Origin of the sequence: Plantactinospora endophytica (assembly GCF_016862915.1) — a bacterium.
GTDB classification, from domain to species: Bacteria; Actinomycetota; Actinomycetes; order Mycobacteriales; family Micromonosporaceae; genus Plantactinospora; species Plantactinospora endophytica.
Genome location: NZ_BONW01000013.1, coordinates 336,067 through 359,383, shown reverse-complemented (window position 1 = coordinate 359,383; position 23,317 = coordinate 336,067). Strand labels below are relative to the sequence as shown.

Below are 23,317 nucleotides of genomic sequence, written 5' to 3'. Positions count from 1 at the left end.
GAATGAGCCCCGTCCCCGACACCGCCCTGTGCGAGCTGACCACCGCCTACGAGCGGGACGGCTGGTGCACACTCCCGTACCGGCTCGGCGGGTCCGCGGTCGAGCTGCTGCGGGATCGGGTCGGAGCAATCGCCCGGGAGGTCAGGCCGGAGGTGGTCTGGGAGAAGGGCGGAAGGGTCGTCCGCGCCGTCCACGGCTGTCACCGCTTCGACGAGGTGTGCGCGGCGCTGACCCGCCATCCGCTGCTGGTGGAACTTGCCGAGGCGTTCGTCGGCGGACCGGTGTACGTCTACCAGTTCAAGGTCAATCTCAAGCAGGCCCACGAGGGCGCTGCCTGGCCCTGGCACCAGGACTTCTCCTTCTGGCACCGGGAGGACGGCATGCCCCGGCCGGTCGCGGTGAACATCGCGATCTCGCTCGACGCCGTGCACGAGGGGAACGGACCGCTGACCGTCATACCCGGCTCGCACCGGCTGGGTCTACAGGACCCGCACACCGACGGGAACGATCCGGGGCGCTCCGACTGGCAGCGGCACGTCTCGGCGGACCTCGCCTACACCGTCACCCCACAGCGCGCCGGAGAGTTGGCGGGCGAGCTGGGCACCCGCCTGATCACCGGCCCGGCCGGGTCTCTGCACGCCTTCCATCCGAGCATCGTGCACTCCTCGTCCAACAACGGGTCGGCGGACCGGCGGGCGCTGCTGCTGATCACGTACAACTCGGTGCGCAACGTCCCACCGGCGCCGACCCGGCCCGAGTTCCTGGTGGACCGCAACGCCGCGCCGATCGTCCCGGACGACGACCGGCGCCTCGAACTGAACCCGCTGTGACCGTGGTGGGCCACGAACGGCCCGGCCTGCGCGGCCATCAGCTCGCGCGGCCGGTCTCCGCTGCCACGGGGACCGCGACCCCTTATCGGAAGGAGATGCAGCATGCAGGAAGTCAACGAGGAGCAGCGGAGAGTCTGGCAGCTCCTCGAATCGGTCGCGGTCACCGACTTCTCGGATTCCTGGTTCGAGCAGGCGGTCGACCTGGCGAAGGGGTTGACGGACCCGGACCTGCTGATCGCGCTCGCGGCCAGGCACAAGATGACACCGGCGGTGGCCGAGTTCTACCGCAGTGCCGGGCTGACCCGGACCCTGCCGATCGGAATGCGCGACCTGCTGGCCGGCTCGCTGGCCTGGAACCGGTACAAGGTCGAGAAACTGCGGGACGAGAGCGTCGAGATCGCCGGCCGGTTCGCGGAACACGGCGTACCGGTGGTGTTCAACAAGGGGATCGCGCTGCAACACACCCTCTACGACGGTCGAGGTGTCCGCAGCTTCGGTGACCTCGACCTGATGCTCCATCCGGACGACATCCCGGCGGCCCGGGCGGCGTTGCAGAGCCTCGGCTACGTGCCGGAGCAGACGTACGACCCGGATCTCGGTCGGCTGGTCCCGCTACCCCGGCAAACCGTCCTCATGTACCGGCTCTACCCGGATCATCTCCCGCACTTCCACCGCATCGACCCGGAATCCGGTGTCCCCGTCTACAAGGTCGACGTGGCGCTGAGTCTCACCTGGCACGGCAGCGGCTGGCAACTGCCGATGGCGGAGGCGATGGGAAGCGCCCGGGAGACCCAGGTCGGGCCGCACGCCCGGCACCTGCTGCCGACGCTCGGCCACGAGTACGCGTTCCTCTTCGTCGTACTGCACCTGTTCCGCGACTGCTGGTTCGAACGCGCCATCGCCGAGGGCGGACTCCGGATCACCCAGTTCGCCGACGTCTGGCGGTACTGGCAGCGTTGGGGCCGGGATCACGCGGAGCAGGTACGCACCCTCGTCCGGGACAACGACCTGGGGCCGGCCGTCGCCTGGATCACCCACTACGTCGACGCCCTCTACGGCAGTACGATCACCGCCGACCTCGACGTGCGGGCGTTCTGCGTACCGGAGTGGCTGCGCAGTGCCGCCGGCACCGACGGCGGCTTCCTCGGCTGGGACGGTGACATCCGCGACCGGCTCTACAGCCCGGCCCCGGCCGCGCTGGTACCCGCCGACGAGCCACCGCACGGCGCGCGGGCGCGCGGCCGGACCTCCTGAGCGGACGCGGCGGTGGCAGACCGCTGAGCCCGGCACCGTCCTGCACCCGGGTTCTCCGCACGTCCGGTCAACCTTTCCCGAGGAACCGTCGTCCTTGGTGGCGACGGAAGGAGAGCCCGTGCGTTGGAGACAGAACTTCGACGGGTTGGACACCCTCGTGGTGGAACGGGGCGACGCCTTACTCGCCACGGCGGTGCTGCTGACCGGCAGCCGCGCCGCCGCCGAGGACCTGCTGCAGGCGGGGCTGGAACGGCTGATGCGGCGCTGGAACCGGATACACGGCGACAAGGAGGGATACCTGCGTCGGACGATGTACCACCTCGCGGTCGACCAGTGGCGCAGCCGCCGGCGCCGGCCGGAGGTCCTGGTCAGTGTCGAGCCACCGGGTCGGTCCGACGGTACGGACGCACTGCACCTGCGGCAGGCACTCGTCCAGGCACTGGCCACGCTGCCCCCACGCCAGCGGACGGTGCTGGTGTTGCGCTACTGGGAGCAGTTGAGCGAGGCGGAGGCCGCCGAGACGCTCGGCTGCTCGATCGGCACCATCAAATCCACCGCCTCACGCGGGCTGTCCCGGCTGCGCGAGGTCATGGCTGCCTGGGCGGTCGACGACGCCCCGGCTCTGAACGGAGCGGCACGATGACCACCGACCTCGAACACGAACTGATCGCCGGCATGCGCCAGGAGGTCGAAGGCATCGCCCTGACCTCGGACGTCGTCGGGGCGGCGCGGCGCCGTCACCACCGCCGGACGATCCTGCTGCGGTCGGCGTACGCGGTGGGTGTGCTGGGTCTGGCCGGGGTGACCGCTGCCGTGCTGACGGTGGGCGGGACCGGGCAGTCGGGGTCGGCCGGGCAGTCCACGGTGGCCGGTGCGACGGTGCCCCGGCTGGAACTGGTCGCGGCGGTCACCGCCAGTGAGAACCTCAGCTACCGGATGCGGCTGACCACCGGGGCGGGGCCGAGCGGGCTGACCTACGAGGGCGCGTTCGACCCGAGGACCGACACCGGCTACGTCCGAGTGCCGCAGGACGACTCGGTCATGACCGAACTGCTGGTCGACGGCACCCGGTACGTCGGCGGCGAGGCGCCGCAGGGTCCGCTGCCGCCCGACAAGGGGCCCGGCGAGACGTACGGGCGCTACGGCCAGTACCCGGGCAAGCACGACCGGCTGTCGCTCTACGGCGACTCCGACACGGTGCTCGGCGCCGCCGCGCCCGATCCGGCGGCCCTGTTCGCGGCGCTGCGCGGCGTCGACGCGACAGTGACGGAGAACCCGGACGGCACGCTGCACTTCGAGTACGCCAGCCGGGACGACGACGGGTCGAGCAGCACGTCCGGCGACATCATCCGGGACGGCAACGGCCGGATCGCGAAGGTGACGCTCACCGGCACCTGGCAGTCCTCGGCGAAGGGGCGGACCGACACCGGCTCGTACACCGCGACCCTCGAACTGTTCGACTACGGCGTCGAGGTGGAGGTGCGGCGCCCGGCCGACGTGGTACCGGCCAGGTAGGTCGCTGCTGGGCACGGTTGCCCGTCGCTGATGCCGCTGACGGTGTTGCCGGTGACGCGGCGCCCGTGCCCGGCCCTGCCCTGCCGTAGCCGCCGGCTCCGGACCGAGCCGAGCCCCCCGACAAGCTGGCGGCCCGGGGTGAGAGGGTGGTGGCATGCGTCGACTGTCGCCGCTGCTGCTGATCGTGACGGGGGCCGACTTCCGAGCCTCCCCGACAACGGTCCTGAGGAGTTGGTCAGTCCCTGGTGGCGCGCTCGGTCGCGGCGCGGTCGCTCGCCACGATCAGGTCGCGCCGTCCTGTGCGGCGCACCGCGCCCGGCTGTCGGGTACCGTCACTGGCCGTGCGCCAGACCCGCCTCGACCTCGACCGGATCCGCGCGGCCCGCAACGTGATCGATCCGGTCTTCCTGACCACGCCGCTGTACCGGTGTGAACCCCTGGGACGCCAGCTCGGCTGCACGACGAGCATCAAGTTGGAGACGGCGAACCCGGTACGCAGTTTCAAGGGCCGGGGCACCGAACTGGTCACGAGCCGGCTGGCCGAACAGGGCGGAATGGCGGCCGTCTGCGCCAGCGCCGGCAACCTCGGTCAGGCGCTGGGCTGGTCGGGTCGTCGCCGGGGCCTGGACGTGACGGTGGTGGCGTCGCGCTTCGCGCCGACGGTCAAGCTCGACCGGATCCGTGCCCTCGGCGCGCAGCTGGAAGTGGTGGACGGCGACTTCGAGCTGGCCCGTACCCGGGCGGTGGACCTCGCGGAACAGCGCGGCGTCCGGCTGGTCGAGGACAGCCTGGACATCGAGACCTGCGAGGGCGCAGCGACCATCGGCCTGGAGCTGGTGAACGCGCTGTCCTCCGGCGACGCCGTCCTGATCGCCCTCGGCGGCGGCGCCATGGCCACCGGCGTCGGCCACGTCCTCCGGGCCTTGGCACCGGGAGTCGAGGTGATCTGCGTACAGCCGCTCGGCGCACCTGCCATGACACTGTCCTGGCACGAGCGCAGGGTCGTCACCACCGACTCGACCGACACCATCGCCGACGGCGTCGCCGGCCGGTACCCCATTCCGGCAGTCCTGGACGATCTTCTCCAGGTGGTCGACGACGCGGTCCTCGTCTCCGAGGCGTCGATCGTCACCGGGATGCGGATGCTGCTGGAGCACGCGGGGCTGGTCGTCGAACCCTCGGCAGCGCTCGGCGTCGCCGCGATCCTGGAGGACCCTGACCGCTTCGCCGGCCGGCACGTGGTCACGATCATCTGTGGCGGCAACGTCGACCTGGCCGCGTACCAGCGTTGGGTTCAGCGGTAGGTCCTGGCGGACGCCGTGACCCGACCGGCACCCACCGCCGGCCCAACCACCCAGACGCACCGAATCCGCGAGGAACGTCGCACCGGAGCGCAACCGTTCGGGACGGCGGCCGGCGCCCGCCCCGGGTACCTCCGCCGAGCCGCCGGACGTCGCACGGTGAGTGACCGAATCGGCCACGCGGCGGATCGGACTGTGGGCAGGATGGAACCCGGATCACCGGAGCGGGACCGCCCCGCCGAGGGAGGTGTGGGATGGCCGCCGGCCGCCGGATTCCGCCGAACTTCTTCAGCATCCCCTTCGGCTTCGCCGGCCTGGGCAACACCTGGATCGTGGCCGGGCTCAGCGGCCACGTACCGACCTGGATCGGCAACGCCCTGCTGGCACTCGCCGCCCTGACCTGGCTCGCCGTGCTGCTGGCGTACGCGGCGTACGTGCTGCCCAGGCCGAGAGCCCTCGTCGACGACGCGCGGGATCCGGTGGCCGGGGCGTTCCTCTCGCTCGCCGTCGTCACCCCGCTGCTGCTCGCCGCGCAGGGCGTCGTCCCGCACGCCCCGGGCGTCGGGCGGGTACTCGTCGACGTCTTCCTGATCCTCACGCTCCTCTTCGGCGGCTGGATAACCGGGCAGTGGATCTACGGCCGGATCGACGTCGACCAGATCCATCCCGGCTACTTCCTGCCGACCGTGGCCGGCGGGTTCATCGCCTCGGCAGCCGCGTCCGCCGTCGGGCAGCGCACCCTGGCGGACGTCATGCTCGGGCTCGGGTTCATCTGCTGGCTCGTGCTCGGCTCGCTGATCCTGAACCGTCTCTTCGTCGGGTCACCGCTGCCGGCTCCGCTCGTACCGACCCTGGCGATCGAGGTGGCCCCCTCCGCCGTGGCCGCGCTCGCGCTCTTCGCCCGCAACGGCGGCCGGGTCGACATCTGGGTGACGCTGGTCTCCGGGTACGGGCTGCTGCTGGTCCTCGCGCAGATCCGGCTGCTTCCGCTCTATCTGAGGCTGCGGTTCGCCCCGGGCTTCTGGGCGTTCACGTTCGCCTGGGCGGCGGTGGCGACGACCGCCCTGCACTGGATCACCGCCGGCAAACCGCCCGGCCACCGCGTCTACCCGTACCTCGTGCTGGCGGCCGTCTCGGCGCTGATCGGCGGCATCGCCGTACGGTCGGTCGTGGCTGCGGCCCAGGGTCGGTTCCTGCCGCCGCCCGCCCCACCGGCCGGGCCGGACCGGTGAGCCTGCGCCCCCGGCGGGGAGGCCTCCCGATCGCGCTCGACCTGGCCGACCAGCGATGTGCTGTCAGGGCCGGAGGAGTTGCTCGAAGTTCGTCACCCGGGTGCCGTAGCGGGAGTTCGAGCCCTCCAGGATGGCTGCCCTGAGCACGTCGGTCCGCACCTCGGCGACGGTACGCGGCGAGGTCACCCGTCGGGTCCGCTCGTAGTTCCAGACGATGACGTCCAGGAAGACCGGCGCCCGCAGCCGCCACCCGGACAGCAGCAGCGCCTGGGAGATCGCCGGGTACGGCGTGTACTGCGGGTTGGTGAGCCAGTCGCGCAGCTCGGTCTCCCGAACGCTGAAGTCCACGCCGCACCAGCCGAGTGCGCGGATGACGGCGGGGGCGAGGGAAGGGCCGTTCTGGCCCGGGTTCAGCCGGAGCAGTTCGTCGTAGAGGCGTGTCGCGTCGGTGAGCGCGGCCTGCCCTTCCCTGCGCTTCGCGTCCTGCTCGAACCTCTCGGCGAGGGCGAAGAGCGCCAGGCCACGCTCGATCCACGGCTGGGGGATGCTGGCGCGGTTGTCGGCGCGTACCGGCGCGTTAGCCGTGCGGAAGTCGAGCCTGATCGGCGACTGTTCGGCGCCCGGGTGCCGGATCTCGACCAGCCCGTCGTGGCCGCCGGGTGCCCGCAGGTATTCGCCGCTCACCAGCGGAAGCGTGCCGAGGTCGGTGACCGGCTCGCTCTGGTCGATCACCCGGGCGTCGTACTTCTGTGCGACGAGCAGGTACCAGAGGGTGAAGTGCTTGTCGTCCGGGGTGTGGAACTCGTAGGCGCTGCCGTAGTCGAGTCTGGCCGGCAGGTGGCTGTTGCGGCTCGTCGTCAGGTTCCGGAAGGTGTCGAAGTCCATCCCGGCCGCCTCCCGGGCGTAGAGCAGCGCGAGGTTGTCCAGCGGGAAGAGGAGTTGTTCGGGTCGCGCGGGCGGCGTCCGGTAGACGGCGACGTAGAAGCCGAGGTGGGCGAGGTTGCTGAAGATCCAGGGGCCGACCGGTTCGAAGGCGCCGGTCCGGGAGACCCGGAGGTTCAGCTTGTCCTCGCCCTCGCCCTTCCAGCCGAGGAAGAGCAGTCCGTTGTGCGACGCCAGGGCCACGGGCTGGGTGCTGATCTCGTCGAGTACGACCTTGCCGTCCAGGCCCTCGATGCCGAACGCGCCCGCCGTGTTGCCGATCAGCACCACCCTGGCCACGTTCAGTTTCTCGTCGCCCCGGCCGGCCCAGCCGAGGAAGAGCCGACCGCCGTGCGACGCCAGGGCCGGAGCGTGGTGGCTGGTCTCCGAGAAGGTGTACGTCCCGTGGAAGCTCGCGCCGTTGTCGGCGGAGAACTTCAGGTTCAGGTTGTCGTTGCCGGATCCCTTCCAGGCCAGGAAGAGCCGGCCGTTGTGCGAGGCCAGTGCCGGGGCGTCGCTGCTCGTCTCGTCGAGTACGACCTTGTCCTCGACCCCCTCGATGCCGAACCCGCCCGCCGTGTTGCCGATCAGCACCACCCTGGCCACGTTCAACTGCTCGTTGCCCCGGCCGGTCCAGGCGAGGAGCAGCCGGCCCCCGTGCGACACCAGCGCCGGGCTGTGCTCGCTGGAGTCGCCGAGCGTCGTCGTGCCCTGGAAGGTGCGGCCGGCATCGGTCGAGAACGCCAGGTTGAGCTGGTTGTTGCCGGAGCCGCGCCAGGCCAGGAAGAGCCGCCCGTCGTGCGAGGCCAGCGCCGGTGACCTGTCGGTCGAGTCGCCGAGGGTGACCACCTCCTCGACGCCCTCGACGCCGTCGATGCCGAGCAGGTTGGTGTCGAGCACCTTGGCGACGTTGAGGTTGTCGTTGCCGGACCCCTTCCAGCCGATCAGCAGTCGACCGACGTGCGGGGCGAGCGCCGGGTAGGTCGAGGTCGAGTGCTCCTCGATGGTCTTCTTCTCGGCGGGCCGCAGGTTGGCGCCGGCAGCGATCCGGCGGTGCACGCCGATGTTGACCGCCTGGGCCCGGAAGGTGTCGGGATCCTCGGGGTCGTCGGCGTACGGGTCGACGAACGGGTCCGGGTACGGCTCGAAGCGGATCAGGTCGTGGAACCTGGTGTCCACCCGGGTGGGGATCAACGTCGTCGCCTGCGCACGTGAGGTCTGCTCCCATGCCTCCACGCCGATGTCGATCTCGTCGTGCCCGTACCCGCTGTTCAGGAAGGTTCCGCCGGCCGAGAGCAGGAACGACGGCGATCGGAAGTAGATTTCGAGGCCGGCGTCGGCGATGTCGGTCGAGCCCCGTAGTCGGGGCCGCGTTCCGTGGTGGAACCGGTGCAGGTACTCCGGGTTGTCGTGGTTCATCGCCAGGATGTACGCGGCCGGCGGCGGACGGTACGCCGCAGTCGACGCGATGAGCGCGGGGAAGTCCAGCGACGAGGGAAATCCGGTCGGCTGGTTCTGGGCATCGATCAGGCCGGTGTAGGCCAGGAAGTAGCCGGCGGTCTGGTCGCCGCTGGCGGCGTACAGGAAGTTGCGCTCGTTGGCGTGGTGACTGATCCGGTGCTGCTGCCGCCGGTACGGGCTGACCCGACGCCCACGGTTGCTCGACACGGCGAACTTCACCATGACGTAGTCGAGCACGATCTGCGCCGCGGTCCTGATCTTCTCGTCGCGGGCGAACTCGTGCAGGTTGAACAGCGGGTGCAGCGCGTGCCGGGCGTACGGGCGGGAGTTGAACTCCAGGAAGTCGTGCTTGACGAGCACCTGAAGGTAGCCCAGCAGCCAGCCGGTGAGTCCGTTCGCCGAGTTGTCGAACCTCGCCTCGCCGGTCCGGTCGTGCAGGAGTTGGTTGACCAGGTACCGACTGCTCTCGATCATCAGCAGGTGGTTCTCGGTCTCCGGGATGTCGATGTTGAGGAAGGTGACCTCGACGATCTCGATCTCCGGCGGGTGTCCACCCGACAGGTGCGCCGGCACCAGCCGGTCCAGGAGGAAGTTGAAATCCTCGTCGGTCAGCAGGTGCCGGTACCGGTACGCGAGGACCATCAGCCCCTTCAGGGCCATGTCGTAGTCGCGCCGGGTGCCCACCTCCCCGTCGCCCTGGTCGAGCCGGCGCAGCGCCTGCGGTGCTGCCGTCCGACTCGGTACCCCGCCGACGGCGAAGTCCGGGTCGTCGGCGACGGCGTGGAAGTGCGCGATCAGCGTGACCGTGTTGTTCTCGTCGGCCGTACCGTTGACGGTGCTCAGCGGGCGGGTGCTGGCAAAGTACTTGGCGATGCCGGCGGCCCTGGCCCGGTGGCTCGCGAATGCCTGGCCCGGCGAGCCGTCGAGCGCGACCGGGTCGAGCCAGCGGACGGGAGCGGACGGATCCGCCATCAGCCGCTCGGCGACGGCGACCTCGTGGGCGAGCGGGTCGGCCGCCGTTCCGACCGGAACCGTGGTCGAGCCCGCCTCGGCGGTCGTCACGGGTAGGGCGGCACCGGCGCCCAGCAGTACGCCCGCGCGGAGGAGCCGACGTCGGCTGATCGGTGTCTGCTCGGACTGACTCACGGCGATCCTTCCGCACGCCCCAGCGAGGGGGGATTTACCGGCGATGTCCCGCCAGGGGGATTGGCGGGCGATTCGATCGGAATCGAAGGTGACGACAGACGGATTTCCGCACGACCGAGGGTGGACCCGGCGCGACCGGTCCGGCGGTCCGGAAATCTCGAATCAGCTTCCAGCATCCCGGATCGGCCGTCGAGAGTCATAAGTGAAATTGCGCTATGGGCGCGGGTCCGTTCGCAGCCCTGTTGAATGTTCGCGCGCGATCGTGGTGCGGGTGGAGAAAACCGGCGCCGTACCCCGCACTACGCATTTACCATCTTCATCGTTCCCACCCCGGCGGCCCTACCGTCCTCGGCGGGCTCAGCGACAGGTGCTGCCGGCGAAGCGGAAGAGGGAGTCGGACACGTCCGCCCGGATCGCGGCGCGTCTCGTCCGCGAGCCGGACGCGCCCGCGGCCACACCCCTCCAAACGCGGCGTTCCACGCGTGTAGGTAATGTGCCCCGCATACCTTCGGCCGCCGACTCGTTCCGCGACTACGTACAGGCGCGCGGCGCGGCGCTGTCGCGTACGGCGCTGCTGCTGAGCGGCGACACGCATCTGGCCCAGGACCTGGTCCAACAGACCCTCGTCGGGGTGGCTTCGCGGTGGGAGCGGATCCTGGCCGACGGCGACCCGGACGCGTACGTGCGGCGGGCCCTCTACCACCAGCACATCTCGTGGTGGCGGCGGTGGCGACGGGAGCCGGTACCGGTCGAGCGACTGCCCGAGCCCGCCGGGTTCGACCCGCACGGGCCGCTGGAGACCGCGATCGTGGTCCGGCAGGCTCTGCGTCGGCTCGCCCCGAGGCAGCGGGCGGTGCTGGTGCTGCGCTACTTCGAGGACCTCAGCGAGGCACAGACGGCAGAGGTGCTCGGTATCAGCGTCGGCACCGTCAAGAGCCAGACCCGCGACGCGCTCGCCCGGCTGCGGGTCGTCGCCGCCGATCTCGTCGACCCGCAGGAGGTACCCCGATGACCGCCCGGTTGACGCAGGCGCTCCTCGACGCGGCGGAGGTCGCTCCCCCGGTACCCTCTCCGGACCTGTTGTGGCGGCGCGGCCGGCTCCGTCGGCGACGGCGCCGGACCGCCGCCGTGCTGGCCTGCCTGCTGCTGGCCACGGCCGTCGGCTGGCCGCCGGCACGGTCCGGAACCGCCCTCGACGTCGGCGGAGCGGACCCGGCGGGACTGCCGGCGTCGGTCGCCGAGCCGTACCTGTGGCAGCGCACCCTGGACGGCGGTCCGAACGGGCCGGTCAAGCTGACCTTCACCACCGGCCACAGCCTGAACCTGGAGAGCGCCCTGGTCCTGATCGGACGGGACGACAGCTATCGGCTGGACTACCTGTCGCCGGGCGAGGAGGGCGGCGCGCTCTCCCCGGACGGGCGCTGGCTGCTCGGCCGGCACCTGCGCGATCTCGTCGGCGGCGGGACGCGGAAGCTGGACCGCCGGCTCCGTGGCTACCCACCGGCGGTGTGGGCTCCGGACAGCCGGGCCGCGGTCGGCGTCTTCGGCGACGACGGCGGCATCGTCCACGACCCGCAGGGCCAGCCGCTCGACGGCCCGGAGGACGAGATCGTCCTCGTCGACGTCGCCGACGGCACCACGCGGAGCATCGCCACCGTCCCGGAGGCCGCGCAGTGGCAGGCGGCTTTCTCGCCGGACGGCAGCAGGCTCGCCCTGCACACCTCGCTCCCCGACCGCGACAGCGTGTTGACCATCGTCGACACCCGCACGGCGAGCCCGCTGCGTACCGTGACCCTCACCGAGCGGCAGCGGCTCGCCGGGCCCGCCGCGTGGACGCCCGACGACGCCCAGCTCCTGCTCGCCGTCGGTGACGGCTGTGCCTGGGCGGCGTACTGCGCCGACCAGACCTGGCATCTCCAGCGCCTCGACCTGGCCACCGGTACGGTCGTCGACGAGACCGTACGCGGCCGGCCCGGCTTCCCCAGCGTCATCGCCTGGCGCGACGGTGAGCCCGTCGTCCAGCAGTTCCACGACGACCGTCCCTGCGACACGGTCGCGGTCACGGAGACCGGTACCCGGGTCCTGCCCCTCCCCGCCGCCGGACTCGGCTGCCCCGACTACGCCCGCGACCTGCTCCAGCAGGGCAGCCTCGGCGGCCCCGCCATCACGCCGGCACTCTGGCAGGCGCAGTGGTGGGCGTACGCCTCGGTTGCCGGACTGCTCGCCGCGCTCGTCCTGACCGTTCGACGGATCAGCCGCCGCATCCGTGCGGCGGGCCGGCGAGCGGGCCGCGCCGGGTAGGCGACGGCGACCGGCTCGCTCGGGAGGTACCGGTCGGGACGGGTCGCGGCAGCGGGGCGTGGAGAATCCGGTCCTCGCGGCGGAGGCACCGCCGGGGCCGGATTTCCCGCGCCTTGCACGGATCGTCACGGATCTGGGCCGGACGGGCTGTCGCCTCAGTGCTCTGCGGCCAGCACCGCCTGCTGGCGGGCCAGCAGCCGGGACACGCCCTCGGCGGTCATCGGCCGGGCCAGGTGGTAGCCCTGGCCACGGGTGTAACCGAGTTGACGGAGTACGGCCGCCTGCTCGGCGTTCTCGATCCCCTCCGCGATGGTGTCCAGGCCGAACGCGTGGGCGAGCTGGATCACCGCCCGGGCGACCGCCTGCCGGGCGTCGGCAGCGGCGGCCTGACCGTCGTCGATCTCGATACCGTCGACGAACGACTTGTCCAGCTTCACGATCGCGGCCGGAAAGGCGCGCAACAGGCTCAGTGAGGATTCACCGGTGCCGAAGTCGTCAAGCGACAGCCGGATCCCCATACTGTCGAGTTCGAACAGCGCCCGGGAGACCTGCTGACCGCGAAGTACCGCCGACTCGGTCACCTCGAGCACCAGCCGCTCACACGGCAGCCCGCTGTCGGCGAGCGCGGCGGTCACGTCGGACACGAAGTCGGGGTCGTGCAGTTGCCGCGCGGAGACGTTCAGCCCCGCCTCCTCGAGCGCCTCCGGGCCGAACTCGGCCGACCACGCCGCCGCCTGGCGGCAGGTCTCCCGCAGCACGAACCGACCCAGTGGCACGATCAGACCGGTCCGTTCGGCCGCCGGGATGAACTCGGCCGGGCCGACGACACCACGACTCGGGTGATGCCAGCGGACCAGCGCCTCGACACCGACCACCCGGTCGCTGTCCAGTCGCAGGATCGGCTGGTAGACCAACCGGAACTCGTTGTTGCCCAGTGCCCGCCACAGCTCGCCGCCGAGCTGCATGTGCGCCAACACCGGCTCCCCCATGCCCGGGACGTACCGCACGAAGCTCGCCTTGCCCCGCTGTTTGGCGGTGTACATCGCGACGTCGGCGTCCCGGAGTACCGAGTCGACGGTGGCGCCGGGCACGGCGGTGGCGATGCCGATGCTGGCCTGCACCAGCAGACGGTGCTCGCTGATCGGCCGGTTGAGGGCGGTCAGCAACCGGCCGGCCAGCTCCTCCGGGTCGGCGTCGGCGCCGGTGAGCAGCACCGCGAACTCGTCGCCCGCGACCCGCACCGGCAGGCCGTCGTCCCCGACCTCGGCGCGCAGCAACTGCGCGACCGAGACCAGCAACCGGTCCCCGACGCCGTGGCCGAGCAGGTCGTTGACGGTCTTGAAGTCGTCCAGGTCCACCAGCAGCACCGACGCCGGCGCCGTCGTGGCCAGCGCGGTCGCGAGCCGGTCCCGGAACAGCGCCCGGTTGGCCAGCCCGGTCAGACCGTCGTGACTGACCTCGTACTGAAGCCGCTCCTCCTGGACGCGCGTGTTCCGAAGCAGCCGGGCGTTCTCCCGGAACGCGATGAACTGCCGGGCCCCGACCAGCCCGGTCACCACCACGGCGGCGACCAGGACCATCCGGACCGGCCAGCTCAACCGCGCACCGAACGCGACCGCGACCAGCGGCAGGTCGATCGCCGCCACGGCCAGGTAGGGCAGCAGCACGCCACCTCGGGCCGGACCGCGACGAGCCCCGAGTACGGCCCGCCGCTGCGCCGCGACCCCCGCCGTGACCAGCACCGGGGTCAGCGGCATGACGATCGCCTGGGCCGGGATGCCGGCGGCGTACCCGAACCGCACCGCGAGCACGGCCACGATGCCGGCGATGACGCCACCGCTGGCCGCGACGAGCCGTATCGCGGCGCGGTCGACGGGGCCGCCCGCGACATACGACACCTTCGTCGCGGCGCCGAGCGTGACCAGGAACGCCAACCCGACCAGCACCATCGCCTGCGGGCTCCACGGCTCGTCGGCGGAGAGCATCGGGGCCAACCCGACGTACCACAGCGTGGTCGCGCAGCCGAGGAACGCGATCGTACGGTCGAGCACCACGCGCCACCGCTCGGTGCCCCGGGTCAGGACGACCGGTACCCGGGCCACCGCCCAGATGGCGATGCCGAACCCGATCGCCACACAGGCCGCGGCCGGTAACGGCATGCTGCGCGTACGGGCCTGGGCGGCGTGCGTCAGCATGTCCACCGCCAGCCAGCCGTAACCGATCGTGATCACTGCCGCCGCGACGAGCACGGCGCGCCAGAACCGTCGGGCGACCGGATCGAGAGCGCCGCCGCGCAGCATGTGCAGGACGGACGCGGTGGCGAGCACGCCGCCGAGCGGCACGAAAATGTACGCGAGCGCCTCGGTGCCGGCGCCGACGGTGAGGTGTGCCACGCACCAGGCGGTGCCGAGGGCGGCAACTGCGGTGGTGGCCATCAGATATCGCCGGGCAGCTTGACAATCCCTCGCACCAGCGAAATCGACCGCGGGACTCGCCGTTGACCGAAGCGCCTCTGGCGTCACGGCCAGACAATATCCCGCCAATTGTCGACCGTACCTCACCCGAACGTGCGGAACCCCCCGATGGACGCACCGCGCTACGACGCCTTTCGAGGGTGGGCACCGCACGACAGGCTTCGCCGGAAAGTGCTGCCCGACAAGCGAGGCACCTACGGCTCTGCCCAACAACCGCAGAATGCGACATGCGTTAGGGAACGACTGCGAGAGCAGTTCGAAATGGGGTCACCGGCTTTCGCGGAGAGACGATGGCGCTGGCGAGGCCACCCATCGCCGGTCGGTGCGAGTCGGGTCTACCCGCCGGTCAGTCTCGACGCGCCGACTCACGAGCCGTCGGACATCCTGTCCGGCCATTCCGAACCGATTCGGGGCCGGCTCCTCCCCGACGCGCACTGCCGCGTCGAGGCCGACGGCCTGCGGCGACCCCGCCCGTCGCCGGCTCCACCGTGACGACATCGCGCATCCCCGACCATCCCATCGAACGGCTGGATCGAGGTCGGTTCCGCCGCGCGCCGCCGAGTTGCACCACGCGTCAGTGATCGTGTCAGGGACGTGTCAGTGGCGTGGCGGGCCGGACGCCGATGGTGGTCGCATGACGAAGAACAGCACCTCCTCGGCACGACTCGCGGACGAACGGACCACCAGGTCCACCACCCTTGCCGACCGGCGCAGCGGTTTCTCCGGAGCAGGGCTGCGCAGACTGCGCGACGTACTGGTCCGGCACGTCGACTCCGGGACGATTCCCGGGCTGGTCGCCCTGGTCAGCCGGGGCGGCGAGACGCACGTCGAAGCGATCGGGACGATGCGGCACGACGGCGGCGCGCCGATGCGCCGGGACACCATCTTCCGGATGGCGTCGACGTCCAAGCCGGTATCGATCGCGGCGGCGATGGTCCTGCTCGACGAGTGCCGGCTCCGGCTCGACGACCCGGTGGAACCGTGGCTACCCGAACTCGCCGACCGGCAGGTACTCAAACGGATCGACGGCCCGCTCGACGACACGGTGCCCGCCCGGCGGCCGATCATCGTACGGGACGTGCTGACCTCCACGTTCGGGCTCGGCATGGACATGACCTCCCTCGGCACCCCGATCATGGGCGCGATCTTCGAACAGGGCCTCACCCCCGACCTTCCGGAGCCGATGCCCGAGCCCGACGAGTGGCTGCGCCGCCTCGGCACACTTCCGCTCATGCACCAGCCCGGAGAACGCTGGCAGTACCACATCGGCAGCGACCTTCTCGGCGTCCTCGTCGCCCGCGTCACCGGCCAGCCGTTCGAGACCTTCCTGCGCGAACGCGTCTTCGACCCGCTGGGTATGAAAGACACCGGGTTTTACGTACCCGCCGACAAGATCGACCGACTGCCGATCCTCTACGCCCCCAACCCACAGACCGGTGAGTTCACGGTGTGGGACGAGGCTGCGGGCGGACGGTGGGGCCAGCCTCCGGCGTTCCCCGGCGGCGGCGGTGGACTGGTCTCCACCGTCGACGACTACCACGCCTACTTCCGGATGCTGCTCAACCACGGCACGCACGGCAACCAGCGGATCCTGTCCCGACCCGCCGTCGAGCTGATGACCACCAACCGGCTCACCCCCGAGCAGCAGGCCGCCCGGACCGCCATGGCCCGCGACAACGTCCACATCTCGTTCGGCCAGGGCCAGCACGGCGGCTGGGGCTTCGGAATGGCCGTCCGCACCTACCGTGGCGACTACGCGCCCGTCGGCCAGTTCGGCTGGGACGGCGGTAGCGGCACCTCCAGTTACGCCGACCCCGACAACCAGCTCACCGGAATCCTGCTCACCCAGGTCGGAATGTCCGTCCCGAACGCGGCACGCCTCATCCACGACTTCTGGACCACGACGTACCAGGCGATCGACGACTAGACATCCGGCCCGTCGTCGAGCAGGTGGGACACGCGCCAGGCCACGCCCCGCTCGGGCGTGGCCTGGTGCGTATGCGGTGCCGCCGCGGTCGGTGGCCGGGGAGGCGGTGACGACTTCCGGGTCTACACGCGGGCCTGGCGGCGGCCCGCGATCATGCCGGCGGCGAGCGTGGCCGCCATGAGTCCGACGAGAATGAGCAGCGGGGTACCGGAAATGCTGAGCACCGGGGCCTTTCCGACGATGAGCACGTGGAATGTGGCGCGGGTCAGGGCCGGGACCAGGAGAAGCGTGAAGGCGACAGCCGGCATCCGTGCGTCGATCGGCGCGGCGACGACAGCCAGCAGCGCGAACGCGTAGAGGGACATCGTCGGAGCGTCCGACCAACCGTTGATCGGATTTGGCGTCGATGCCGCGACTGCCAGCACGCCGAGCAGGGGCCAGATCCACGGCCTCGTCACGGCCCTTCGTGGCGCCCGGAGCAGTGGGAGCAGGGCCAGCAAGGGCAGCAGCAGAGACCAGACAAGGGTGTCCGACCCGTACCAGAAGTATTCGGCGCGGCCGGGGGACGACCACGGCTTGACCTCCCAGAGCGACGTCAGCACCGCCACCACCATTGCGCCGAACGCCGACCTGTACCTACCCCACGCCGTCATGAGGATCGCGATGGCCAGCGTCGTGGGCATGACGACGTGCCACGGGAGTATGGGATACGGGTGCTCGGACGACAGAGCCGCAAGCCAGGAAATCGGCGTTTCGGTCCAACGCGTCAGCCCGTAGATGAGTAGTGCCAGGGTGCACAGCCGCAACGTGGAGGAACGGGCTGCCCGGGCGTCGAGTCGGTCCACGCCGGTGCGGGCGCGCAGACCGCCGACCACCAGAGCCCACGATTCCCGTACGCTCGGCCGCCGCTGCTTCTCGTCGGCGCCGGCCAGCACGATCTCCAGGATCTCGTCCGCGCGGTACTCGCGGTAGGAGCGCGGGTACGCCTTCAGCAGCCACCGGTAACGACGTTCGAGGTCGGTCACGTCAGCACCGTCCGAACCGCCGCGACCGACCGCACCTGCCGACCGCGTACCGCCTGTGCGGCTGCCGCCATCCGCTCCGCTTCCTCGCGCAGTGCCACCAGCCCCTGCTCGGTCAGCTCGTAGGTGCGGCGGGCGCGGCCGTTGACCACCGACTCTTCCGCCACCCGCACCATCTCTTCGCTGGTGAGCCGGTCCAACGCGGCGTAGAGAGTGCCCGCCAACAGGCGTACCCGTCCGCCGGACAACTCCTCCGCCTGCTTGACGATCGCGTAGCCGTGCAACGGCTCGTCCTGAAGGGCGGCCAGGATGAAGTAGGTGGGCTCGCGCATCGGCAGCCCCGGCTTCTTTCGACTCATGACACCACTATATCTAGATGATCGATGTATTAGTCAAGCGTGTCTCCGAACCGGGCGACGGAGCCCGGCCGACCCACGGAAGGTGCTGGTCGAGCGCGGTCGGCGACCTGCGCCCACCGCACCACGATCCCTCCTCACCGACCGTAGGCTCACCGGCATGACGAATATCCAGACGCATACTCTCGCCGTACCCGGCGTCGACCTGGTCTACGACGTCCGTGGCCCGCTGCCCCCGGTCGGCGGGCATCCCGCGTTGCTCATGATCGGGCAGCCGATGACGGCGGAGGGCTTCGAAGCGCTCGCCGCACACTTCACGGACCGCACGGTCGTCACCTACGACCCGCGCGGGCTGGGCCGCAGCGTCCGCAACGACGGCCGGTTCGACCACACGCCGCAGCAGCAGGCCGGCGACCTGCACCTGCTGGTCGAGGCGCTCGGCGCCGGTCCGGTCGACGTGTTCGCCAGCAGCGGCGGTGCGGTGACCGCCCTGGAGTGGGTCGCGGCCTACCCCGGCGACGTCGTCACGCTGGTGGCGCACGAGCCGCCGATCAACGCCGTACTTCCCGACGCCACGGCCGCCGAGCGCGCCCGCGCAGCCTTCCACGAGGCGTACCAGACGAAGGGCACCGGCGCGGGCATGGCCGCGTTCATCGCGATGACGTCCTGGCAGGGCGAATTCACCGAGGCATACTTCGCGCAGCCGGCGCCCGATCCGGCGATGTTCGGCATGTCGACCGACGACGACGGTACGCGCGACGATCCGCTGCTGTCGAAGAACTCGTGGGCGGTCACCGACTACCGGCCCGACGCGAGCGTGCTCAACGCGGCACCGACCCGGATCGTGATCGCGGTCGGCGAGGAGTCGGCGGAGACGTACACGGCGCGTACCGCCCTGGGCATCGCGGCGCTGCTCGGTCAGGAGGCTGCCGTGTTCCCCAGCCACCACGGCGGCTTCCTCGGTGGTCAGCTCGGTTACGCGGGCAAGCCCGAGGAGTTCGCGGCGCGGCTTCGCGAGGTACTCGACGGCGCCTGATCGTCGCGGGCGTCCGGGGCGAGCGGAACAGCGCCGGTACGTGTGGTGGTCAGGCCGGGGTCGAGCGCCGACCAGACGCGCTGGCCGGCCCGAGGCGGGCTCGGCCGTGCAACCGAGCCCGCCCGCGCCAGCTCCACCCGATCCTGATCGCCGGCCGCGACGACGCTCACCCGAGCCGGCACACGCCGTCGCCCGCGAACGACCGGGAAGGTCCGAGCCGGACCTGTGTCACCTCATCAGCGTTGCAGGGTCAGCAGACCCGGCCGGTAGGGCAGGAGACCGTAGTCGCCACCGGAGTTGGGCGAACGTCCCTGGTAGAGCAGTTGCAGGTTGCAGGGGTCGACCGTCATGGTCTGGTCCGCGTTGCTGCGGATCAGTTCGCCGTGGCTGATGTCGTTGGTCCAGGTGGCGCCGCTGTTGGCCTTGCCGGCGAAGGGACTGCTCTCGCTCGTGGCCTGTGGGGTCCAGGAGCCGCCGAGGCTGGTGGCGGTGAACGACCGGAAGTAGCGGCCCTGGGAGCCGATCGCCTCGACGAGCATGAGGTACCGGTTCTGGCCCTGGAGCTTGTAGACCTGAACTCCTTCGAAGAGGTTGTTCGTCGAGTCGGTCATGATCGTCGTGTAGCTGGAGCCGAAGCTGCCCGGGAAGTTACCGATCGGCATGCTGGCCCGGTAGATCCTGCCGTTGTCTCCGGCGAAGAAGAGGTACATGTTCGTGCCGTCGCCGATGAGGGTCTGGTCGATGGGCCCGGTACTGGAGTTGGAGATGCTTCCGGTGAAGAGCGTCTGCGGCGAGGACCAGCCATTCGCGTTCGTGGGGTTGCTCGACGTCCGGTAGGAGAAGGCGGTCCCACCCCACTGGTAGGCGAGTACCCAGATGTTCCTCGGGGCGAAGTAGAAGAGGGTGGGCGCGACGGTGGCCGAGGACATCGCGTTCTGGCTGGCCGAGCCCATGTTGGACCAGTTCGAGAAGACGCTGAAGTTCATCGAGCCCCAGGTCGTACCCGTGTCGTGCGTCGTCGCGTAGACCAGATGCCCGCCGTTGTAGGGGGCGTAGGTGAAGTCCTTGAGCGAGACCCACCCCGACCTCGGTTGCGCCAGCGCGCCGGTGGACGTCCAGCGGTACGTCGACGGAAGGTTGCAGGTGCCCGACGGCGGCGGTGTCGTCGGCGGCGTGGTGGGGGTGCCGCCACCGTCGACGCGGACGAGTTGCCACTGCTGGTTGTTGCCGTTCCAGTCGTCGTACTGCACGACGTTCCCGCCGTCGGCGGTCGAGGCGCCCTGCACCTCCACCGTCTTGTTGCTGTTCCGGTTGATCAGCCGGACGTAGCCGCCGTCGGAGTCGGCCAACCGGAACTGCTGGTTCGCCCCGTTGCTGTCGGCCCACTGCACGATGCTGGCACCGTTGGCGGTCGACCAGTTGTAGACGTCCAGCACCTTGCCGGACAGCCGCGACCGCAGCCGGTAGTAGCCGCCGCCCGAGTCCACGAACTGCCACTGCTGCTGGTTGCCGTTGTTCCGCGCCCACTGCACGATCCGCGCACCGTCGTTCGTGGCGAGGTTGTACACGTCCAGGGCCTTGCCGCTGTTGCGGTTGACCAACACGTACCACGCGCTCGTGTCGACCGTCGCCGCCGATGCCGGCGCCGGACCGAAGGCGACCGCAGCGGTGGCGACGAGGGCGGCCACCAGGGCGACGACGAGCGCAAACCGCCCGCGGCGTCGCGGAACGCGGACCGTACTCTGGCGGGCCGGCCCTGGAGCCGGCGGAACTGGTGGCGCCTGCGCCACGACATCCATGGTGTTTCTCCTTTACCCGAACCACCCGGGGCGCGGTGAGCCACGGGTGGGAGTGGTGGCGTTCCTCGCATTCCCGGAACGGGCACGGGCAGAGGCGCGGGGTGGCCGGCGATCTGTCCTTCCGGGGGTACGGGAACCGAACGGTGTTACCGCTAACATGATTGGCCCGGATTGCCCCGAGGACGTCAAGTGGGACACGGAGGAGCCGCTCAGGCGGACGTACGACATATTGCCAGATTGTTTCGAGTCATTCAAGAGGTGGATGTCAATGCATAACGGGCCGAGCATCCCATCGCCCAATGCGGACAGGTTCCACAAAGCCCGACTCGTACAGCGGCGCCTGATAACAGTTTTCGCGGGAGGGAATCGGATTGCCCGCCAAAGAAACCCAAGAGCAGTTTTCCGTTATCAATGCCGGTGCCGCGCGGTCGCGGTGCTCCACAGGCACGGGCACGGGCACGGACAGGGGGCGCCGGCCCGGCGGGCGGGCAACCGCCGCCCAGATGGTGGTGACCCACGTCATAGCCGGGTTCTGTCAGCAATTCGGGTGCCGTCCCGTTCAGAAGGCACGCGAACAGACGGGAGCAGAGACATGCGGCACCGCATCACCGTCCTCGGCGCCGGGTACGCCGGAGCCTCCGCAGCCGGATACCTTGCCCGCCACCTCCACCCGGACGACTTCGAGATCACCGTGGTCAACGCCGAACCCGACTTCGTCGAGCGGATGCGCCTGCACCAGCTCGCGGCCGGCCAGGAGCCGCGTCGCCACGGGCTGGCGGAGATGTTCGCGGGCACCGGCATCCGGCTACGACTGGCGCGCGTCACCGCCGTCGACGCCGGGCAGCGAACCGTCACCGTGACCGGCGGAGAGGGCGAGGACCGGATCGAGTACGACACCCTTCTCTACACGCTCGGCAGCACCGTCGGCGACCAGGGCGTGCCGGGCGTGCACGAGCACGCCTTCGACGTCGCCGGACGGCCGGCGGCGCTGCGGCTGCGCCGCCGTCTGGACGAGCTGGGCGAGGACGGAACGGTGCTGGTCGTCGGCGGCAACCTGACCGCGATCGAGGTCGCCACCGAGATCGCCGAATCCCGTCCCGGGCTCCGGGTCACCCTCGCCACCAGCGGCGAGCTGGGCGGTTGGCTGGGCCCGAAGGGGCGTCGTCACCTACTGCGCGCCTTCGACCGGTTCGGCATCGCCGTCCACCAGCACACCACCATCACGCGCGTCGAGGAATCCGGTGCCGTCGCCGCCGACGGCACCGTCTTCGCCGCCGACGCGTCGGTGTGGGCGGCCGGTTTCGCCGTCCATCCCATCGCCGCCGCCAGCGGGCTCAGGGTCGAGGACGACGGTCGGATCACGGTCGACCGGATGATGCGCTCCGTCTCGCACCCGGAGGTCTACGCCGCCGGTGACAGCGCGTACGCCATCGGCGACAACGGTAGGCCGCTGCCGATGTCGTGCGCCTCGGCCGGATTCACCAGGATGCAGGCGACGGCAGCGATCGTCGGGGACCTGACCGGTCACAAGATCTCGAAGACGTCGCTGGCATACCTCGGCAACTGCGTGAGTCTCGGCGGCAGGGACGCCGTCTTCCAGGCCGTCGACGGCGAGGCACGCGCGAAGTCCTGGGCACTGCGCGGCCGTCCGGCAGCGCGCCTGAAGGCATTCGTGCTCAGGGGCGCCGCGTGGAACATGAGCAACCCGACGTACGGACTGCCGGCTCGCAGACACCGCCTGACGACAGCGCCGCTCCGCACTGCCCATCCGGTCGCCAACTGACGCGACCCGCATGGACATTGCCTCGATGGAGCGTTTCGAGGCCAACCGGAACCGGTTGGCCTCGCTCGCGTACCGTCTCCTCGGCTCGGCCGCGGACGCCGAGGACGCGGTGCAGGACACGTTCCTGCGCTGGCATGCCGCCGACCGGGAACACATCGAGGTCCCCGAGGCGTGGCTGACGAAGGTGCTCACCAACCTCTCCCTCGACCGGCTCCGTTCGGCGACGATGCGCCGCGAACGGGCGGTCGGCGACTGGCTGCCCGAACCCCTGCTGGACGGCGACCCGATGCTTGGCCCCGCCGACGCCGTCGAGCAGCGCGAATCGGTGACCCTGGCGGTGCTGACGCTGATGGAACGCGTCCCGCCGGTCGAGCGGGCCGTCTACGTCCTGCGCGAGGCCTTCTCCCACACGCACGCGGAGATCGCCGGGATCCTCGACATCACCGAGTCCGCGAGCCAGCAGTACGCCCACCGCGCCCGGCGCCGGATCGCCGCCGAGCGCGTCGTCGGTGAGATCGACCTCGCCGCCGCCCGCCGAATCGTCGAAGCCTTCGTCGACGCCGCGTCCTCCGGCCGCACCGAACGACTGGTCGCACTGCTCACCGACGACGCGACCGCGATCTCCGACGGTGCCGGGCAGGCCGGAAAACTGCTGCGGTACTCGGTACCGGAGCGGGTCGCCGCCGCCCTGCGAGCCGGCTTCAAGCCGACCCGGGCGAAGCGGAAACTGGTCGGCGGCCCCCTGGCGATGCATGCCGGTGTGGTCAACGGCTCCCCCGCCGTGATCGCCGCGATCGAGGATCGGGTCGTCGGCGTGGTGGTCCTGGACGTCCGCGACGACAAGGTCGCGGTCGTCCGCGGCATGGCCGGCCCGGGTCGGCTCGCCCGCCTCGCCGAAGAATGGCAGCGGCGCGAGCACGACGACTCCCTCCTCACGTCGTGGTGACCGGAGCGCGTGT

General features: G+C 70.7%; 17 protein-coding genes. 12 read left to right on the top strand and 5 right to left on the bottom strand.

Annotated elements, in window-relative coordinates:
• The first annotated feature begins 2 nt into the window (after window positions 1-2).
• The 6 genes from Pen02_RS14605 (at window position 3) to Pen02_RS14580 (ending at window position 6,132) form a co-directional block, all read left to right on the top strand.
• Window positions 3-830: a phytanoyl-CoA dioxygenase family protein gene (locus Pen02_RS14605; RefSeq protein WP_203866542.1), complete on the top strand. Its 828-nt coding sequence runs from the start codon at window positions 3-5 to the stop codon at window positions 828-830.
• 102 nt (window positions 831-932) lie between these two features.
• Window positions 933-2,084 carry a nucleotidyltransferase family protein gene (locus tag Pen02_RS14600; protein WP_203866541.1) on the top strand — a complete coding sequence of 384 codons (1,152 nt, stop codon included), beginning with the start codon at window positions 933-935 and terminating at the stop codon, window positions 2,082-2,084.
• 118 nt (window positions 2,085-2,202) lie between these two features.
• Window positions 2,203-2,727: a SigE family RNA polymerase sigma factor gene (locus Pen02_RS14595; RefSeq protein ID WP_239140670.1), complete on the top strand. Its 525-nt coding sequence runs from the start codon at window positions 2,203-2,205 to the stop codon at window positions 2,725-2,727.
• Window positions 2,724-3,599: a hypothetical protein gene (locus Pen02_RS14590; RefSeq protein ID WP_203866540.1), complete on the top strand. Its 876-nt coding sequence runs from the start codon at window positions 2,724-2,726 to the stop codon at window positions 3,597-3,599. Before Pen02_RS14595 ends, Pen02_RS14590 begins: the two co-directional genes overlap by 4 nt.
• A 341-nt stretch (window positions 3,600-3,940) precedes the next feature.
• Entirely contained in the window at window positions 3,941-4,903 is a 963-nt protein-coding gene (locus Pen02_RS14585) for a threonine ammonia-lyase (RefSeq protein ID WP_203866539.1), read from the top strand.
• A 251-nt stretch (window positions 4,904-5,154) separates the two neighbouring features.
• A complete protein-coding gene (locus Pen02_RS14580) occupies window positions 5,155-6,132 on the top strand; it encodes an SLAC1 family transporter (RefSeq protein WP_203866538.1) in 978 nt (325 codons plus the stop codon).
• Between the two features lie 63 nt (window positions 6,133-6,195).
• Here Pen02_RS14580 and Pen02_RS14575 read toward each other — a convergent pair whose 3' ends face one another.
• Window positions 6,196-9,660, bottom strand: a complete 3,465-nt coding sequence (locus tag Pen02_RS14575; protein ID WP_203866537.1) for a hypothetical protein — start codon at window positions 9,658-9,660, stop codon at window positions 6,196-6,198.
• A 493-nt stretch (window positions 9,661-10,153) separates the two neighbouring features.
• Between Pen02_RS14575 and Pen02_RS14570 the strand changes: the two genes are divergently transcribed.
• Window positions 10,154-10,672, top strand: coding sequence for a SigE family RNA polymerase sigma factor (locus tag Pen02_RS14570; RefSeq protein ID WP_307837713.1), 519 nt, complete (start codon window positions 10,154-10,156; stop codon window positions 10,670-10,672).
• Entirely contained in the window at window positions 10,669-11,961 is a 1,293-nt protein-coding gene (locus Pen02_RS14565) for a hypothetical protein (RefSeq protein ID WP_203866536.1), read from the top strand. Before Pen02_RS14570 ends, Pen02_RS14565 begins: the two co-directional genes overlap by 4 nt.
• Before the next feature lie 155 nt (window positions 11,962-12,116).
• Here Pen02_RS14565 and Pen02_RS14560 read toward each other — a convergent pair whose 3' ends face one another.
• Window positions 12,117-14,396 (bottom strand): putative bifunctional diguanylate cyclase/phosphodiesterase, encoded by a 2,280-nt coding sequence (locus Pen02_RS14560; protein ID WP_203866535.1) that lies wholly within the window; start codon window positions 14,394-14,396, stop codon window positions 12,117-12,119.
• A gap of 673 nt (window positions 14,397-15,069) precedes the next feature.
• On the opposite strand from Pen02_RS14560, the gene Pen02_RS14555 reads away from it, so the two are divergent.
• Window positions 15,070-16,362, top strand: a complete 1,293-nt coding sequence (locus tag Pen02_RS14555) for a serine hydrolase domain-containing protein (protein ID WP_203866534.1) — start codon at window positions 15,070-15,072, stop codon at window positions 16,360-16,362.
• Between the two features lie 122 nt (window positions 16,363-16,484).
• Here the strand turns inward: Pen02_RS14555 and Pen02_RS14550 are convergent, their stop codons facing one another.
• On the bottom strand, window positions 16,485-17,387 hold the full coding sequence (locus tag Pen02_RS14550; RefSeq protein ID WP_203866533.1) for a hypothetical protein: 903 nt from the start codon (window positions 17,385-17,387) through the stop codon (window positions 16,485-16,487).
• Window positions 17,384-17,743: a PadR family transcriptional regulator gene (locus Pen02_RS14545; RefSeq protein WP_239140668.1), complete on the bottom strand. Its 360-nt coding sequence runs from the start codon at window positions 17,741-17,743 to the stop codon at window positions 17,384-17,386. Before Pen02_RS14545 ends, Pen02_RS14550 begins: the two co-directional genes overlap by 4 nt.
• Before the next feature lie 157 nt (window positions 17,744-17,900).
• Between Pen02_RS14545 and Pen02_RS14540 the strand changes: the two genes are divergently transcribed.
• Window positions 17,901-18,776 carry an alpha/beta fold hydrolase gene (locus Pen02_RS14540; protein ID WP_203866532.1) on the top strand — a complete coding sequence of 292 codons (876 nt, stop codon included), beginning with the start codon at window positions 17,901-17,903 and terminating at the stop codon, window positions 18,774-18,776.
• A 236-nt stretch (window positions 18,777-19,012) separates the two neighbouring features.
• Here the strand turns inward: Pen02_RS14540 and Pen02_RS14535 are convergent, their stop codons facing one another.
• On the bottom strand, window positions 19,013-20,575 hold the full coding sequence (locus Pen02_RS14535) for a non-reducing end alpha-L-arabinofuranosidase family hydrolase (RefSeq protein WP_203866531.1): 1,563 nt from the start codon (window positions 20,573-20,575) through the stop codon (window positions 19,013-19,015).
• Between the two features lie 592 nt (window positions 20,576-21,167).
• Between Pen02_RS14535 and Pen02_RS14530 the strand changes: the two genes are divergently transcribed.
• Together Pen02_RS14530 and Pen02_RS14525 are read left to right on the top strand one after the other, a co-directional pair.
• A complete protein-coding gene (locus Pen02_RS14530; RefSeq protein ID WP_203866530.1) occupies window positions 21,168-22,358 on the top strand; it encodes an NAD(P)/FAD-dependent oxidoreductase in 1,191 nt (396 codons plus the stop codon).
• A gap of 25 nt (window positions 22,359-22,383) precedes the next feature.
• A complete protein-coding gene (locus tag Pen02_RS14525) occupies window positions 22,384-23,304 on the top strand; it encodes a sigma-70 family RNA polymerase sigma factor (protein ID WP_239140666.1) in 921 nt (306 codons plus the stop codon).
• Window positions 23,305-23,317 lie beyond the last annotated feature (13 nt).

Bases quoted from the DNA above. Each gene is read 5' to 3' on its own strand.
- Pen02_RS14605 (WP_203866542.1), top strand. From the start codon at position 3: ATGAGCCCCGTCCCCGACACCGCCCTGTGCGAGCTGACCACCGCCTAC.
- Pen02_RS14600 (WP_203866541.1), top strand. From the start codon at position 933: ATGCAGGAAGTCAACGAGGAGCAGCGGAGAGTCTGGCAGCTCCTCGAA.
- Pen02_RS14590 (WP_203866540.1), top strand. From the start codon at position 2,724: ATGACCACCGACCTCGAACACGAACTGATCGCCGGCATGCGCCAGGAG.
- Pen02_RS14580 (WP_203866538.1), top strand. From the start codon at position 5,155: ATGGCCGCCGGCCGCCGGATTCCGCCGAACTTCTTCAGCATCCCCTTC.
- Pen02_RS14565 (WP_203866536.1), top strand. From the start codon at position 10,669: ATGACCGCCCGGTTGACGCAGGCGCTCCTCGACGCGGCGGAGGTCGCT.
- Pen02_RS14560 (WP_203866535.1), bottom strand. From the start codon at position 14,396: ATGGCCACCACCGCAGTTGCCGCCCTCGGCACCGCCTGGTGCGTGGCA.
- Pen02_RS14555 (WP_203866534.1), top strand. From the start codon at position 15,070: ATGACGAAGAACAGCACCTCCTCGGCACGACTCGCGGACGAACGGACC.
- Pen02_RS14545 (WP_239140668.1), bottom strand. From the start codon at position 17,743: ATGAGTCGAAAGAAGCCGGGGCTGCCGATGCGCGAGCCCACCTACTTC.
- Pen02_RS14540 (WP_203866532.1), top strand. From the start codon at position 17,901: ATGACGAATATCCAGACGCATACTCTCGCCGTACCCGGCGTCGACCTG.
- Pen02_RS14535 (WP_203866531.1), bottom strand. From the start codon at position 20,575: ATGGATGTCGTGGCGCAGGCGCCACCAGTTCCGCCGGCTCCAGGGCCG.
- Pen02_RS14530 (WP_203866530.1), top strand. From the start codon at position 21,168: ATGCGGCACCGCATCACCGTCCTCGGCGCCGGGTACGCCGGAGCCTCC.
- Pen02_RS14525 (WP_239140666.1), top strand. From the start codon at position 22,384: ATGGAGCGTTTCGAGGCCAACCGGAACCGGTTGGCCTCGCTCGCGTAC.